Source organism: Paenibacillus sp. Root52, from assembly GCF_001426865.1.
Classification (GTDB): domain Bacteria; phylum Bacillota; class Bacilli; order Paenibacillales; family Paenibacillaceae; genus Paenibacillus.
Genome location: NZ_LMFO01000033.1, coordinates 1 through 17,469, shown reverse-complemented (window position 1 = coordinate 17,469; position 17,469 = coordinate 1). Strand labels below are relative to the sequence as shown.

11 protein-coding genes are annotated in these 17,469 nt (G+C 44.3%); 3 read left to right on the top strand and 8 right to left on the bottom strand.

Annotated elements, in window-relative coordinates; translation table 11 throughout:
* Positions 1 to 64 precede the first annotated feature (64 nt).
* Positions 65 to 6,889 carry an Ig-like domain-containing protein gene (locus ASD24_RS27545; RefSeq protein WP_056702951.1) on the bottom strand — a complete coding sequence of 2,275 codons (6,825 nt, stop codon included), beginning with the start codon at positions 6,887 to 6,889 and terminating at the stop codon, positions 65 to 67.
* Positions 6,890 to 7,367: 478 nt separating this feature from the next.
* Between ASD24_RS27545 and ASD24_RS27540 the strand changes: the two genes are divergently transcribed.
* On the top strand, positions 7,368 to 7,916 hold the full coding sequence (locus ASD24_RS27540) for a DUF6199 family natural product biosynthesis protein (RefSeq protein ID WP_056702948.1): 549 nt from the start codon (positions 7,368 to 7,370) through the stop codon (positions 7,914 to 7,916).
* An 89-nt stretch (positions 7,917 to 8,005) separates the two neighbouring features.
* Here ASD24_RS27540 and ASD24_RS27535 read toward each other — a convergent pair whose 3' ends face one another.
* Positions 8,006 to 8,674, bottom strand: coding sequence for a DNA alkylation repair protein (locus ASD24_RS27535; protein WP_056702947.1), 669 nt, complete (start codon positions 8,672 to 8,674; stop codon positions 8,006 to 8,008).
* 345 nt (positions 8,675 to 9,019) lie between these two features.
* Between ASD24_RS27535 and ASD24_RS27530 the strand changes: the two genes are divergently transcribed.
* Positions 9,020 to 9,988 carry a YndJ family transporter gene (locus ASD24_RS27530; RefSeq protein ID WP_056702943.1) on the top strand — a complete coding sequence of 323 codons (969 nt, stop codon included), beginning with the start codon at positions 9,020 to 9,022 and terminating at the stop codon, positions 9,986 to 9,988.
* Between the two features lie 328 nt (positions 9,989 to 10,316).
* A complete protein-coding gene (locus ASD24_RS27525; RefSeq protein WP_056702940.1) occupies positions 10,317 to 10,769 on the top strand; it encodes a HEAT repeat domain-containing protein in 453 nt (150 codons plus the stop codon).
* 63 nt (positions 10,770 to 10,832) lie between these two features.
* Here ASD24_RS27525 and ASD24_RS27520 read toward each other — a convergent pair whose 3' ends face one another.
* The 6 genes from ASD24_RS27520 to ASD24_RS27500 all read right to left on the bottom strand — a co-directional run bounded on the left by ASD24_RS27520 (position 10,833) and on the right by ASD24_RS27500 (position 16,818).
* On the bottom strand, positions 10,833 to 12,323 hold the full coding sequence (locus ASD24_RS27520; protein WP_056702936.1) for an aldehyde dehydrogenase family protein: 1,491 nt from the start codon (positions 12,321 to 12,323) through the stop codon (positions 10,833 to 10,835).
* Positions 12,324 to 12,537: 214 nt separating this feature from the next.
* On the bottom strand, positions 12,538 to 13,623 hold the full coding sequence (locus tag ASD24_RS27515) for a 5-methyltetrahydropteroyltriglutamate--homocysteine S-methyltransferase (protein WP_056702933.1): 1,086 nt from the start codon (positions 13,621 to 13,623) through the stop codon (positions 12,538 to 12,540).
* A gap of 235 nt (positions 13,624 to 13,858) precedes the next feature.
* Positions 13,859 to 14,338, bottom strand: a complete 480-nt coding sequence (gene rlmH, locus ASD24_RS27510) for a 23S rRNA (pseudouridine(1915)-N(3))-methyltransferase RlmH (RefSeq protein WP_056702930.1) — start codon at positions 14,336 to 14,338, stop codon at positions 13,859 to 13,861.
* A 726-nt stretch (positions 14,339 to 15,064) separates the two neighbouring features.
* Positions 15,065 to 15,232, bottom strand: a complete 168-nt coding sequence (locus tag ASD24_RS30090; RefSeq protein ID WP_082560598.1) for a CxxH/CxxC protein — start codon at positions 15,230 to 15,232, stop codon at positions 15,065 to 15,067.
* A gap of 289 nt (positions 15,233 to 15,521) precedes the next feature.
* Positions 15,522 to 16,238: a hypothetical protein gene (locus ASD24_RS27505; protein ID WP_056702924.1), complete on the bottom strand. Its 717-nt coding sequence runs from the start codon at positions 16,236 to 16,238 to the stop codon at positions 15,522 to 15,524.
* Between the two features lie 58 nt (positions 16,239 to 16,296).
* On the bottom strand, positions 16,297 to 16,818 hold the full coding sequence (locus ASD24_RS27500) for a hypothetical protein (RefSeq protein WP_056702923.1): 522 nt from the start codon (positions 16,816 to 16,818) through the stop codon (positions 16,297 to 16,299).
* Between the last annotated feature and the right edge of the window lie 651 nt (positions 16,819 to 17,469).

Below are 17,469 nucleotides of genomic sequence, written 5' to 3'. Positions count from 1 at the left end.
CTCAACAAAAAGGCAACCCCTCTGTATCACAAAGGGATTGCCTCTTCTTATGGATAAAGCAAGATTACCACAGATCTTCTGGGATATACTTGATCATCGTTTCAGAACCATCTTCATTGATTTGGTACGTATGCGTTCTTGTTGCTTCCTCTACCTGTCCGAATGACCATTTGTCTTGACGGTTATCCGGATACGAAGGTTCAACTCCAGTTAGAGGACCTCTGTACAGCATACCGTTAATCATCTTAACGGCTTCCTCACGAGTAAGTTGACCTCCAGGCTGGAAGGAACCATCCTTATAACCCGATACGATACCGAAACGGAACACTTCCTCAATCGACTGCTCCGCCCAGTTCTTCTCAATATCCGTAAACGAGCTTATTCTCAAAACAGGATCGATCCGCAGCTCTTTCGCAACGCCAAGATAGCGGGCGATAGCTGTTGCGAGCTCTGCTCTTGTAATAGGCTGATCCGGTTTGAATGTATTATCGGCATAACCTCTAAATATTTCTTTATTTGTCACTGCTTCAATATATTCAGCGCCCCAGTAATCTGTAGCAACGTCATCGAACAGCTTCACATGTCGAACCTCATCTTGAAGTTTCAGTGTACGGGCAAAAATAGCAGCAATCTCTGCACGAGTTATGAGCTTCTCAGGCTTCACATTGCCATCAGGGTAACCCATAATGTATCGATCATGCTGATGCTCGTAACGGTTAGAATACATCATCACTTTAATCAAAGATGTGTCATCCTGAATATTGGCCAGCGTACGCTTATCATCTGTACCAATGGAAGCCGTTACGGCAGCATAGTTCTCGCCTTCGTTCATTTCATTGACCTTGAGCTTGAACGTCAGTTTGCCCTGCGATCCTCCTGCCAGCTTACCTAGCGTCCACTTCAGTTCTTGACCAGTTACCACACCGCCGTTTGCGTCAACTAAGCTCAGTCCTGCTGGGATATTCGCTTTAACGTATACGGTGTCTGCCTCAGTCAAATTTTTGTTGGCATAAATAACGGTGAAGGTCACCGTATCGCCTTCTCTGACTTTCATTTTATCGACAAGAATAGCTGTAGCAAGATCAATCGAATCTGCCGTTCCTGTTGCCGGTTCAGCAGGCTGTGTCGTGCCCATTGGCGGTGTAACAGGATTGGTCACCACTGGTGGAGTAGCAGGTGTTCCGATTGAAGAACCTCCTCCACTGGATGAAGACAGCGGCGTCATGCTAAAGTCGTACAGCACAATCTCCGTACCCACATGAATCAGTGGCTGACTCGGGTCAACAAGTCTACTGTCAAAATCCTTATATCCTGCCTTGGTTGCCGTTAAATAATAATCCGTATGCGGAAATACCATGTATGCATACTGTCCTGTTGCATCACTCGTCTGTGGGTTGGCATTATCCGCTGGCGGGAAGCCGTTCACAGGCGGCAAGATGACTTCTGTTCCGTTGCTATAATGAAGCTTAACGACTGCACCTGGTATTGGATTACCCGTAACGGAATCCGTAATTGTGCCGTATGGGTCAATAAGCACCTCACTGATGCTGATCTGACCATTTGAACTGATTTCCACCTTCGTATGACCAATAACAACAGGCTTGGTTCCGCCTTCTGGCAGCGGAATGTTATAGATCACATCGGCAGTATAGCTACCATCTAGCACGCTGTCGATATTGAATACGCCATTCGGGTCGATTGAGCCTGTATGGGCTCCATTGCCATCGGTTAGCGATATGGTATAACCTCCGCCTACCGTTCCGTTGAGTGCCGAGGTACCATTCTGCGATGATCCAATCAAAACAACACCCGAGACCGTTTTGTTCGCCTTATAGGATTGTCCATCAATATTGGCATTCACCGGAACGCTCTGATGAAACGTAACGGATGTTTTCTTACCACCAATCTCAATGGGCTTGGTAATGGAGACATCATATGTCTCGCTGCCCTTCGGTATAGCTATGGTGTAAGCTCCATCTGCCTCCGTAACTGCAACAGCATGAAAATCAACAATACCGTCACCGTCAAAATCTTTACTTACTGTAATACTTGCACCTGCTATAGGGTGGCCCAGTGAGTCTGTAACCACACCTGTAATAACGCCTGGAGTGAACGTAATATAGATGGTATCACTCACATAGAGACCTCTTTGACTGTCGTCAACCGTTGCTGTCAACGGTATAGATATTGGATCTGTACCTCCAAGGGTTCCTGCGGTGAAGGTTGTGGTTGCGCTCCCTTGTGCATCCGTTGAGACGCTCACCGTATTCGAGTTACCAGCAAAATGACCGTACATCGTATCTGGCACATCAAATACGACTTGAACTCCTGGCTGAGGATGACCCTCGGTATCAGTCACTACCGCCTTGAAGACCGATGTGGCTGTACCATTCCCGAGTATGGAAGATGGATTAGCTGTCAGCGCAATTTTGTACTCGACGAGCTCAAAGTCCTCGGTAACAACACCGTTCGCATTGCCGTTGACTGTAGATACTGAAACCTCTCTGTGAGAGGGGCTATACTCATTACGAATGACCTCTAAAATATATTTATTGATCACAACATTATCGAAGTTGTACTTACCATCTGAACCTGTTGTGACCCGTCCCTTCTCTTTCCCTGCAAGATCACGCAAAATTACTGTTGCACCGGATATCGGATCTCCCGTTTTCTTATCCGTCACCGTTCCGTTAATGCTCGGATTGGTAAACGAGATCGTCACCGTGGCTACGTTTGACTGCCCTGCTCCATCCGAGGCTTGATACGTGAACGTCACACTGCCTGACGCATTTTCATTCGCCTCAAACGTAAATGAACCATCGGTATTTACAGTCAGCGTACCTTTACTTGGATCGCTAATTGTACTGATACTCACGGCTGTGAGTGTATTATTGCCTACAACCGTATCATTGGCTAAAATGCCATTTGCCACTGGAACAGTCAGTTTACCTCCCCTAACAACCTGGTAGCTGTCATTCTCGGCGACAGGTAAAGAACTGAATTTAGCATAATAGTCTCCGGCTGATGTAACGTTAAACGTATATATGGCATTCGTGCTTACAGGAGTACCTGTGCCCTCTTCGTTATCATACCATCCTACGAATGCATAACCTGTAGCTGGAGTAGCCGTAAGTGTCGCTGATTCGCCGAATGCATAGGTATTGTCACCCGCAGTCGTGCCACCAACATTGCCTAAGACATGTGTGCTGATTGGCATGGTAATTGTAATGGTCACTGTAGCCAAGTTCGATTGACCTGTTTCGTCAGAGGCTCGATACGTGAATGTCACACTACCCGATGCTCCATCATCTGCAACGAATGAAAAAGATCCATCGTTGTTGACCGTCAGGGTACCCTTGCTTGAATCACTGAGTGAACTGATGCTCACGGCTGTGAGTGTACCGTTTCCTGGGGCCGTATCATTCGCTAGAATGCCCGTTTCGGCTGGAACATCTAAGGTCTCCCCTCTCACAACTCGATAGCTGTCATTCTGAGCGAAAGGTAATACTCTGAATTTAGCGTAATACTCTCCGGCTGATGTAACCGTCAACGTATATGTCGTGTTCGTGCTAATGGGAGTGCCTGTACCTGCTTCGTTGTCATACCATCCCACAAATGTGTATCCGTCGTATGAACTAGCCGTAAGTGTTGCTACTTCGTCAAGTGCATAGTCACCATCTCCGGCAGTCGTACCACCAACATTTCCAATGACATGGGTAGCAACGGGTACGGTAATCGTGATTGTTACCGTCGCTACGCTTGAATAGGCAGTTCCATCAAAGGCTTGGTACGTAAATGTCACCGTACCGGACGCCTCACCATCGGCTACGAATGTGAACGAGCCGTCAGGGTCTACAGTAGTCAGCGTGCCCTTGCTTGGATCACTCAAGGTGCTGATTCTTTCCACTGTAAGGGGATGATTCTCATCATCACTATCGTTTGAGAGTATACCTGTCTCAATTGGAACTGTGAGCGTTTCTCCTCTTTTCACCCGATAGTTGTCATTCTCTGCGATAGGCTCATGCGTAGCCACGGGCAGAGTAATCGTGATCGTTACTGTGGCTACGTCTGATTTGGCAATGCCGTTATCGGCTTGGTACGTAAACGTCACCGTACCGGATGCTTCATCATCGGCCACGAATGTGAATGATCCATCTTGGTTCGTAGTCAGCGTACCCTTGCTTGGATCGCTCAGAGTGCTGACATTTGCCGCTGTGAGCGGACGTCCCTCGCCATCCGAATCGTTCACCAAGATGCCTTCGCTCGCCGGAACTGTGAGCGTTTCTCCTCTTACGACACTATAGCTGTCATTTTCGGCAAATGGCATCATCACAAATTTTGCATAATAGTCTTCATCTGTCTGAACAGTTACATCATATTCTGCATTCGTACTTACAGGATTACCTGACCCTGCTGGGTTGTCATACCATCCTGTGAATGCGTAACCTAGCATTGGTAGTGCTGTAATAGTAGCTATATCACCAATGTTATACGTGTTATCTCCTGTAGTTGTACCACCATTACCTCCGATGACATGTGTGTTGATTACCGCTGTTGTCACATTTGTTACATCGGTAGTAACTGTATTAGATACAAGTCCAATACCAGACACTATAGCCGTACCACTAGTTACCGTCTGTGGCGTGCCTGGTGCGGTTATCGTGAATGTCAGCTCTTTGCTGTCATTCGCGGGAACATCGATTCCCGTTTGCGTCTGACCGTCACTTGTTACGCTAAGACCTGTCTTCGCTGTATCTGTGTAGTTATAAATTGTAACCTTATAGTCAATAGATCCGTTAGTTTGAACCGTTGCTGGGCCTGACTTGTCAATTCCCATTAACAAATCAAGCTTGCCGTTGTTCCCAAGTTTCATCGTGGCTTTTGTATCGCTCAGCCACTCCTCACTAACATAGCTTGCACCGATTCCGTTCGTTTTGGATACCGTCTGCTTACTCTTTAAGGCATCGTAATACGGACTGTCGGTCGGTGGGAAGAAATATGCTGCTGTTTTGGCCCCATCGGTATCGTTGCCCGAATTAAGGTAGCGGGTTATCTCTCCTACGTTATTCGGTGGTACCTGAAATGTCGGTTTCACGTTATAGCTTAGCTTAAAAGTACCTTCTGCTGGAGGACTGTACTCCCCCGACTGTGGATTCGTCCGGTTCTTAAAGCGGTAAATATGTGGCTGCATATCGCTTGCATCAATATACCAAGTTAAGCTGCTAACGCCTGACACCGTCTTGATCACGGCTCGACTCCCGTATCCAGCAAACTTATATGCTGTACCGCCGGAGATCGCCGTACTTGTGTCCACCGTTGCAACGGCATCCCCAATTTTCAACGTGGACAGATCGACAGTAAAATCATTGCTGATTTCATCTGAAACGACGATGGCACTCGCTATATCCGCGGTTTCAGAGCCAAGATCGGTAGTCTCCGGTATGTTGAGAAGCGGAAGTATCGTTGTAGTAGCTTCTACATCGTTCGCCAATCCAGCGAAGGCTGAACTGACGAGGTCATACGTCGGAGCAAATGTATAATAATTGCTGTAGACAAATGCATCTGCATAGTTAAAACCGTTTGGCCCCTGAGCTGCATAGGTCTGCAAGCTGTTATAGGTATTCTTTGCTGAGCCGTTTCTAAAATTATTATCTTTATTATCATTTACACTTTTTGGGTCAAGACCTGCCCATGCGTAAACTGGCTGATTACCATTATACGGTCCATTTATCGCCGTTGTAGGACCCAATCCCACCGTATAAACTTTAGCTTGGGTAGATTCTCCCTCATTGTATGCTGTGTACGTCTTGTCCAAAAGATTTTTCATATATGCGCCAGTGAGTATGGTCAGTGCAGCAATCTCTGGATCTCCTGTATTTGCTAGACCGAAACCAGCAGTAGCTGGTACGTATTTTATTGCATTCGATCCACTCTGATTATAGTTTGCAATTGTGGTAGCTTCGGTTAACGCATTGTTAAAATCCGTCTCAAACGATCCGTCTTTGGGCGAACTATACCACGCCTTCTTCGCATGAATCGCTGCCCCGTCGGATAGAAGGAATAAATAAGGCTTACGCTTAGAGCCTGTGCCCTTGGTTCCTACATTGCTCACTGTCTTGGAAACGCCATACATAATACCATCCTGCGTTGGTGTTCCTGCCCCCAGTGAAACCGCTGATTGCGATACAACGGTGCTGCCATCCTTAGTTAAGTTACTGTTCAATTTGATACTGTGGTTCGATGATGCATATCTATATTCTAAATAATCCTCCGTTCCATGACCTGAACTTAATTTGTAATGTCCTAGTTCCATAAATGTCCCGAGATGATTATTCGAAGCAGATCCTCCAAACCAATACACCGCAACCCTGTTATTAGGATTCGCATCCATTACTGTGCGGATTGCATTATTTGCAGCCTTAGTCATAGCCTCAACTCGAAAGTAAGCACCAGCTCCACCGTCTGTTTCCGCTATTTCTCTGGTATTACCACCCATGGATGTACTCATATCCAAAACGAAAGTTACATCTGCCGCGGGACCATCAGCAGTAGTGGTTCCACCGACACCTGGATTGGTCGTATTTATCGTCTTATATTCTTGTGCCAATGCAGATAGCTTCACATTGAAGCTGCCGTCACTCTCTGCCGTAACGCTCTTGTCAGTCCAGATTCGTCCGTCCGAATCGGCTGTACCAAAACCGCTAGGTGCTGTATCTGTAACTGGGTCAGCAGTTAACTTAACCTGGTACGGGCCATAGTTCGTCTCCGCCATCGTCGGAGTATTAGCCGCATGGGCTACTGAGCCAACCAAAGGAGATAAACCGCTAATCCCCAGTAGTAGACACGCCGTAAGCACAATTGAAATCAATTTGGTGAAACTTTTATTCATACTTCATGCCTCCGTATAAATTAGTATTGAATTGAAACGTACAACTTCCATTGGTAGATTATCCTGAATCCGCTTCCAGTTCATGTAAGCTAGATATCTAATTATGAATGCCGTAATCCAGGTTAGATCCATGCATGTACGTTTCTAGCAAAGCAGATGACTTTAGGAGTATAGTTTCGTGTTCCCAAAATTCAACTAGCGTAAGCACCTGTTTTCTTTGTCTGCCATCTGCGTATTTCATCAAATAACTCTCGCAGCTCTTATGACCTTCTTCCTATCTCAAAAGTGAATTGCGAAATTTAGTATACTCATTCGCTCTGAACAAATACTGAACAAAATGATATAGATTCACATTATCGTTTCTGAAGTGGCTTTCAGGGTAAGTGAAGGTACGGTATCATTGAATCTGTGATGGGAACAAACATGTAGAGTGGGGTTCTCGCTATTTTTATAGAACTATATATGAGGGTGTGATTGTATGTCAGTGTTTATCGGTGTTTTGGCCTTAATATTAGGAGTATTATTCGCGATCTGGCCTTACTTCGGATGGTATCTAAGATTGGGATGGAGACTTAAAGATGCGGAGCCTAGTGATTTGTCCTTAAGTGTTGACCGGATTTTAGGCGTTGTCTTGGTAATCTTCGGACTTGTACTGATCGTCTCCAGTTGCTCCACAGGCAGCCAATCAAATCATACGTGGACGGAACAGTTTAAAGACAAACTTGATGCAGGGCAAGTGAAAGAAATCAGGATCGGTCTATTTAATCCCACAACATTAAGCGAGGAAGAAACAAATACCGTTGTGCAAATGATACAAAGTGCAGAACTTAGACCTTTTGAGTCCGGCAATGCCTTTGGAGCTAACAATACCGGGGAGATTACATTTATAGACGGAACTAACGTAGAACTCGTGATTTGGGGCTCCTCTGGGGGGATTGAACTGCATCCAGATGCTGCTCAGACGCAGTATGAGATCATGAGTGAGGAATTACAAGACTGGTTTACGACAAATTATAGTGAGGAGTAACATCGTTATAATGTTCAAGAACCTCACCAGGGTGAGGTTCTTTTTTTAGGATAAAACTTTTGAAATTGCCCTCCAAGCAAAAAGGGATACTAATTCTTGTTTCGCTTGTTAACTTCAATTGCAATGAACTCTGGCAAATAATTAGGGGTACAGCCTTTTGATACCATTTCGCCTTTATAAAGACCCGTTTTCTCACCAAGTTTAATACAACGTGCACGATACCTTTCATCATAAATACCTATCCAGCCTGCAATAAAATTCATAGCCCATTGAACTTCCGGTTCTTCCTGCTCAATATTAGCTTCAATTGCTGCTAGTAAGTCCTCGGTGTTATCAGGTGGTGTTTGTCCAGTCCATCTCAATCTCGCTTGATAATACCAGAAAGTTCGCCTTTGAAGAGCAGAAAGGCTACTCTCCCATGACTCTATCAATGTAATTGTCTTCTTGTCTTTGGTGAGCTGATTAGCCATTAACCAATCCATTAAGTTATTTCGCTCATCAAAAGTATGAGTCTGCATATCCATATCAAGCTTATTTAGCACTTCTTGTGAAAGAAGTTTTTTATCCATAATTAAGATTGCTAATAGTCTAGGCTGAAACTCTTCGGTTGACCAAAGTTCCATAGCTAGTTCGTGATCCTTTTTAATGTCCTTCGCAATTTTTCGTAAGTCACCTAGCTTCGTTTGGCTATTGATCTGTAATAGGATGTTTGCTGCTTTTGAAGAACGTTTCATTTCTGAACCTTCATTCTCACTCATTTGACACCACAACTCCTTTATTAGAGCATATTTTCAGAATATGTCCTTGGTGCGATATATCAATCACTTAAATTCGTTATAAGTCTTACTGCTTACAAATGTAACATATCCAAGTGATTCATTTCGCCTTACATATGTAAGTCGACTATGCTGATTTTAAGGAAAGTTCTTTAGGCTAGGTTTAACGAACCTCGGTCTAATAAAAACTATACCTGAACGAACAACCTAGGCAATATACTGCAAATAAATGTGTTAAACTACAACGAGAAGTACCTATCTATACGAAAGAATGCTACACAACCAGATGTAGGCAGATTATACGCCACATATTGAGAAAGGATCGCCATGAATAGTTCCCTGAAGAAGTCATTATTATTACCAGTTATCCCTGGTGGAATCATTACTATTCTTATATTTTATTTGGATTACTTCCAATTCGAACTTGTTGAGAAGTTTCTACTGTTCGCTGCTTTTGTCATTGTACCTCTTGTAATATTGCTTTTGAACGTTGACGAAAAGAATAAACAGCAACGAATGGTTTATACTGCTATTAAATGGCTTCAATTTCCCGCAGCACTTCTCACCCTAATTTCCGTAATGAGCAGTAAAATGTGGGGATTAGAAAGCACGGCAATACCAGGGATTCTCTCCCTTGGGTGGCTACTGTTCACACTACTACTTGGCATCTATGGCTTAACCATCATTGTGATTGCTAAAGGAAAAGCAGCAGAAATAGCAATTGGCGCGGGGCTCGTTTACTTTTTTATCGGGGGCATTTGGTTTACCTTATATCAATATCAATTGAACCTCTTCCAAGCTAATCCTGCAACGCATGCGTTAAGCTCGGTTCACTTTCATTTTTCATCTGCGATCGTTCCGATCTTTATTGGTGCACTGGGGCGGATCATGACGAAAAAAAGCTGGTATCCCTGGGTCGTTGCCATTGATATCATCGGACCCATACTGATTGCAATTGGTATGATTTTTTCCAAGCCCATTGAATACATCGGTGTCACGTTATTCGCCTGCAATATTGTAGTTTACACCGCTTATCTCCTTACTTACTTGAGGAAAAACGCTTTGGATACTAAGGCAACCTTCTTTTTAGGCCTTTCCTGCCTAGCCTTTTACACGGTTGCTGTTATTTCCATGTTCTATCCGTTACTTAAGAATATGTATTCCTTAACCATACTCGATTTCATTCCCATTTACGGATCTCTGCATGCGTTTGGTTTTGTCTTATGTGGGCTAATTGGATGGGTGTATATGGTAGACTTCATTAAGAAAAAGAGGAGTGTTCTGGAGAATAGATAAGGTTGATACATCGTAATGAGTGATTACATACAGAAACAAACGGCCTTCATCCTGTTACCCTTGCAACAACATAAATTAGCGAACGCAATTTTTAGACTAACCAATCGGCTATAATGAAGTAGTTTAGCCAGGTTCATGCTATAATGGTGTTCACCTGAATCAATCTCATAACTCACTAAAATGAATTATTGTAACTAGATATAGACAAATGGAATCGTTTTGATCCATATCAAGCCTTGATTGAAGCAGCTATAGGTATTATGAAATTGATTCGCCTGATTAACATTCATCATTCTGCCGAGATGGCAATGATTAAGGAGATTGAACTTTGACGAATAACCATGATATTGGAGCAGTTAACGAATTACCGGAAAACTTTGAAGAGCTCAAACGAGCGGCTAATCGGTCTTCAAGTTGGAGAGACAGACTGAATGCAGTGAACGAATTGGGAAACTGGGATACAGACCCTACCATTAAATTGCTGCAAAATGTTTTGAAAAATGATCAAGTGTTTCAAGTGCGCGAAGCCGCATATCGCAAGCTTAAGCAGTTGGATGAAGATGTACAAATGCCTACCAAAAACAAAGGCGATTTGTTTAAAGGTCTTAACAAAATTTTGCTACGGATTAAAAAAAGCCTTCCTGAAGGTCACACATTTGAACAATTTAAAGAAAAACTGCAAAAGACACGTCTGGATATCTATGATACCTACGAAGGCAACAAAGATGCTGAGTTCGACTCTTGGCTCCATGGAATTTGGGAGACACTAGGTCGAAAATAGCCACCGTTCATCGTACTATAGCTAAGTACAAAGCCACTCCAAAAAAATGGAGTGGCTTCTTTATTATTCAGGTATATAAGGAAGATCCAGTGTCTTCGGAACGTTGATGACATGCTTTTCTGTATACGTGCGGATGCCTTCCACGCCGTATTCACGGCCAATACCGGATTGCTTGAAGCCGCCGAAAGGGAACCGGACATCGAGCCCCTGCACAGCAGCTGTATTGATCATTGTTGTCCCAGCTTCAAGTTGACGAGCAACGGAGACAGCATCTTCTTCTTTTCCCCACACAGAACTCGTCAATCCATATATGCTTTCATTGTGTAGATGAATAACCTGCTCTTCATCGTCAAATGGCAGAATCGGAACCGTAGGACCAAACTGTTCCTCCACGACAATCGGATCATGAACATCACAATCTAAAACAAGCGTAGGTTGCAGATAGTAGCCTTGTTCAAACAGCTTCTGATCAAGAATTTGACCGAGAGGGATGACCTTAGCCCCTCGCTTTTGCGCATCTTCAACCAAACCTTGCACATAATCTCTCTGCTTCAGGTTATTAACTGGCCCTACCGTCGTATTAGAATCGAATGGATCGCCAATTCGAATCCAGCGATTTGCCGCCTCTATATATTTTTCCACAAATTCATCATAGATAGAACGGTGTACATATACACGTTTGGCGATCATACAGATCTGGCCTGCTGTCAAGAAATTTGATATAACAATCCGGCGCATTGCTCTCTCATCATGAACATCAAAGCTTTCCAAGAAGATAGCCGCATCATTACCACCAAGCTCCAGCGTCATATCCTTGATCGTTTCCGCAGCAGCTTTGATAATATGCTTCGCTGTTGCGGTTCCACCTGTAAACGTGATTTTAGACACAAGAGGATGACTAGTCATCTCAACGCCCACATCCGCATCCCCATAAACGACATTGATTACACCAGCCGGGAACTCACTCGCGATAATCTCTGCCACCTTCGCTGCGGCCAGTGGTGCAAATGGACTTGGTTTGAGCACAATCGTGTTGCCCGCAAGCAAGGCAGGAGCGATCTTAATCGTAGATAGAGCAATAGGGTAGTTCCATGGACTAATCGCTGCCACCACACCCATTGGATCATAGGAAAGAATCGTTTTACCCTGGTCATGCTCTTGAATCTCTTCTTGTAGAGCCGATTTAGCTTCATTACAAGCAAACTCCATCCACATTAATGCAACATAAATTTCACCGTGTGCATCATACAGAGGCTTGCCATGCTCTCTAGACAGCAAATGAACAATTTCATTCTCAGCTACTCTAATCTTCTCGATCGCCTTGCGCATCATGATAATGCGCTCATCAATAGAGGTCTGCTTCCATGTTTTAAAAGCTCCTGCTGCCGCTTCAATCGCTTCAACCGCTTGTTCTTTCGTAGTGACAGGGAAATAACCTACGATCTCAGTTGGGTTCGTCGGGTTCTCTTTTGCTAACTGTGAAAGGGATTTTACATTTTGACCATTAATGAACGCTTCAACGATAACTGTCTCTTGGTCTGCTTGTATCGTCATTTTACATCCCCTCCGTTATATAAATGGAACGAAAAAATATTTACACTAGCCACTCCAATGACAGAATAACCTTCCGATCGCTGTTATCCCCAGATTTTTGTAATTCCTTTTTTATAAGGTAAAATCCGGGTATAAAGGCGAGCGCTTCGCTTCTTCAGGTTTTTTCTGCCCTCTCCGTTTTGTGTAAATGTTTAGTTAAATTTATATATATCTATTAATTCCAAACTTCTTCTGCAATCTCTTTGACATAACGAAGTTTACGCCATTGTTGTTCTTCCGTTAGGATATTGCCTTCTTCTGTAGATGAGAAACCACATTGTGGGCTCAAACAAAGTTGCTCAAGTGGGACATAGGTTGCTGCTTCTGCAATCCGAGCTTTAATTTGCTCTTTATCCTCTAGCTCACCTGACTTGGATGTGAGTAAACCAAGCACAATTTTCAAATCTTTACGATTTACATATTTTAATGGCTCGAAACTACCTGAACGCTCATCATCAAATTCTAAAAATAATCCATCTACGTTTAAGCCGCCAAAGATAACCTCAGAAGCGTACTCGTAACCACCCGTTGAGAAGTAGTTGGATTTATAGTTACCCCGACAAATATGCATCGTCACCACTAAATCTGCCGGTTTATGAGCCAACGTTTCGTTAATCATGCGCTGCATCGTTTTCAACTCTTCGGCCGGTTCGAGGCCTTTAGCACGTAGCTTATCGTGACCAGCTTCTGAGAATAGATCTGCCCAAGCAGTATCATCTAATTGCAGGTATCGGCATCCCGCATCATAGAAGGTTTGAATAGCTTTTTGATACGCGGCAATCGTATCCTGAAGGAATTGCTCTCGGTCAGTATAGATATTGGCGCCATTCTCCAATCGGTATAGGAGCATGTTAGGACTTGGAATGGTCTGTTTTGCTACTGCGTCACCTGCATGCTTTTTCAAAAACTTAAAATCCTCAACAAAGGGATGGCTTGAGAAATCGACCTTACCAATAACACGAATCCCGCCTTTGCGAGTCTGCATGTTATGGAACTGAGGCCCATCAATCTCCTCATATAGTTCTACGCCATCCAAGCCACCTAGAAAATCAAAGTGCCACCAGCTTCTGCGGAATTCACCATCCGTAACTGCGAATACACCATTTTCCTTTTGCTTTTCAATAATTCGAATAATCTCTTTATCTTCCACAGCTCTTAATTCTTCATATGTGATATTGCCTGATTTATATTGTTCACGTGCCTGACTTAAATTTGCAGGACGTAGAAAGCTACCTACATGATCATTTCGAAATGGTATCATAAAAAAATCTCCTTCTAACTAACTTTTTAGTCTAATGAGTATAGCATGATCAAATGGAATGCTAGTTATATGAAAAATGCATGACTGGTCATAGCTTTTAACAATAGCAAAATGGTTATAAACAGCAAAAAACCACCACCTCATACGGTAGTGGGTCTATAGGGTGGAGCGAAGCGCTATGCTTAAGAATGATCCCAAACCCGAACCGGGCGAAATACACCCTTACTATTTGGCTCTACTTATGGTACGGTTCATTCCGATTTATCTTCACTGCACGATAAATCTGCTCCACCAACACCAGCCGCATAAGCTGATGCGGCAGGGTCATGCGCCCGAAGCTCAAGCGCTGCTTCGCGCGGCGCAACACCTCATCGGAGAGCCCATGGCTACCTCCGATGACAAACACGACATGGCTCGTCCCATACGTGCCGAGCTTGTCGATCTCCATAGCCAGCTCCTCGGAACTCCAGAGCTGGCCATCCAATGCGAGCGCGACTACGTGCGCCTCGCTCTTCACATTCGCGAGGATGCGTTCACCCTCGCGCTCCTTCACCGCCCGTACCTCAGCTTCGCTTAGGGTATCGGGCGCTTTCTCATCTGCGACCTCGATCATCTGAAACTTGATGTACGGGGCGAGCCGCTTGGCATATTCCTGAATGCCGAGCGTTAAATATTTTTCCTTCAATTTGCCTACGCCAATAATTTGAATCAACATGAATATCCATTCCTCCTAAATTTGCTGCAAAAGAATCTATAAGTAAGATGCATCAGCGCATCGTTCAATCCACGGTTTCAGCTACACGCTACATCTTCGCATCCGCATAATTTAACGAACCCCACACACCTTATTCAGCCCAATTTAGCTTCTTTTAAAATCTAACGAATCTCACACACGCTATCGCAGTAGAAACAAGCGTTTCCAACCACATCTAAAGTCATTTCAGTAAAATAGTGTGCCTACGATTCGTTAGATTTCAACCAGGAAGCAATAGCATCATATAGGAGGTATCAGGTTCGTTAGAGCTTCACAGCTACTCTACTGCACAGCTACTACAATACTAATGCAAAGTTACCACCATACTACAGTACACAAAGCTATTACTCACCCGACACAACTCCTACCCCAAGTAGGCTTCCACTACACAGCTGAGCACCCCACTACTTACCTCAACTCATTGTTGATTCGCAAGGCGCTTGCCACCTTCCACCGACTAACTCGTTAAGGCGCATGCCAGGCAGGACACGCATTTAGTGTAATCAGGTTTCCTTATCTACACCCCATCACTCCAACGCCCCATCTTCTCCTACCAAAAAAGCAAAAAGAGCGCTCAACACGCTCTCTTCGCTCCTTACTGTGATGTTCATACCGGATGGAAAGTGAGTTCCAGCATAAAGCGCCACCTATGTGACGCCTTCTGCCGCCTTCAATTCCTACAGTACGCTAAACGACAAGAAATTCCGCATGCTGTTCGCACTCAGCGCACTTCGCAGGCGGATCCCAGTCGGCAAATTCCGTCTCCTTCAAATCCACGATATCTGGAGCGTCCTCATACTCATCGACAAACTTGTCGATCGCAATGTCCACGTGTTCTTTGCATACAACGTACATCCGTTCAAGCATCCTTTCTGTAACCAGCTATGCTCCCGATTCACAACCGCTTATCCATATAGGATAGCCACTTCTCTGTTCTATCACACCTGGGACGTAAAAGAAACCCCTTATAGAATATTCCCGCATAGATCGGTTGAAAATACATAGCCAAAATGAACCAGCCAAGCTAAGGTGAATGCTCTCCCACCACATCCAGAAACAAAAACAACACCCATCCCCTTAACTGAAGGGATAGATGTTGCTCTAGGAGTCATTACTCTATAATTATTACTTCTATATACAGCTTCTACAGCGAATGTTCATATCGTTGATTTTTCATTGCCTGCTGAATCCATCCTTCAATTCGGTCGTCCGGAACGACAGCATTGCCGCCATAAGCGTTGTTCGAATGAATGTCCCAATCGCCATAGACCAGCATGTGATACTGTTCCTGGTATCTCTTGATGAGAGCCCAAACACCGATGTTTCCCTGGGAGCCTGCACTGATCCATGTCCAATCCTGATATTGAACAATGTACGGATCATTAAACATTTCGAAAGACTCCAAGTAACTTTCCTTTACCTCACGCGGTGGAAATGTACCCTGCAGTTCTGTTAGCAATAACACTTCATGAACATGAATTTGTATCCAGGCCTCTGACTCACCCTCAACCAACACCTGATCAATGTAGCATTGGATAAATGCAGACTGGTCAATCTCTTCGGGATGTGAATCCCAACCGTTCAGGCTAGAAAGCGCAGGCGTATACAACACCCAAAATGGTTTACCCAGTACCATGTAGAAGGGATGATGTACCTTTACTGTTCTCATCTGACCCTTTACCGGTATGCTATCTGAGCGTGCCCAGATCTGTTCATCCAGTCCCGGGACATCGCCATCTTCATCTAGCCACTCCATGATATCCTCATAACCTACAATATTGAACTGAGCATTCTCCCTAATCAGAGGTTCAGAAACATCCTTACAGCTAGGGCACCGTAGTGCAATCACTTCTGGTTTCATTCCACAGCTCTCCGATCTGCTTGACAGGGGGTTGTACTAAGCCCCAATGCACTCCGTCTTATTGCAGCCCAGATTGAGCCTTTGTCAGCAATTTGCCACTTTGAAAAGCAATAACCGCATTCGCTCCCGTATCTCCGGTACCTTTATAGTTGTAGACGACCATATTTTCGGCTTCACTCAATGCTTCGCCTTCGCCGCCGAGGATTGCGATCACTTCCTCCACCGTCATGCCCACCTCAAGCTTCTCGTACTGAGCAAAGGTGATTAGCACTCCATCGCCCTTTCCGGCCGATCCATTATTAGTAGGTGCGCCTGTAGCCGACCCTCCAGCATCCTTTACCGCAATAACAGTCGTATTAAGCTCATTCAGCTTTTTCTCCAGCTCCGCAATCTTATTATCCTGTCCCCCGCTCTTCTGAACTTGCTCCGCAAGCCGCTGTTCTAGACCCGCAATCTTATCCTCTAGCCCGTTTGTATCCACGGCTCCTGTTGTAGCTTCCTTCGAAGTGCATGCAGATAAGAGAGACAGCGACATGAGTAGAGCCGTTCCCCCTAGCATCCCTTTCATTGTACGTTTCATGATTGAATAACCCCTTTTCTATGTTTTAGAACATCCAGATCGTCAAAGACCTGTTACTTGCACACCCGTGCATTACGAACACATTGACAACAGTTTATCATAGCAAAGGTCTAATGTAACTGAGTCTTAGGCTCTGATCCTGTCCGATCATTTGTCAAAAGAATAACCTCTGTCCCGGTATACTGAGCCATTTCGACAGCAAAAACAACAGTGACAACCCTAAATCTAGTAGCACAAATCTTGCCCATGTAATCAAAAATCAGTCCTTTTGGGTACCCAGCAGTGATCCAATAACCATTAAGTACTAGATACCTCATCATCATTTCAGTATAGAGTTCATAAGTTCTGATCGTCACTTGTTCTACTCATCCATTGTGAGATATCTGATTCTGATTTCTTCTTCTGCTCGTCTATACGTTCTGATTAAATCGCAGTTTAAACCTATAATAACCCCAGACAGTAGGGCTTTTAATGAGTGCTAACTCCGATATTTTGCAAAGGCTCGGTAACTTACAGCTCCTATAATGTTAAAAAAAGAGCCGATCAGCGATGGTCAAGACCCCATTTAATAGACACTATAAAAAGACCCTAGGCTGCAAACTGGCGTCGGTACTCTACCGGCGTCAGTTTTTTTAGTTTCCGTTGTGGTCG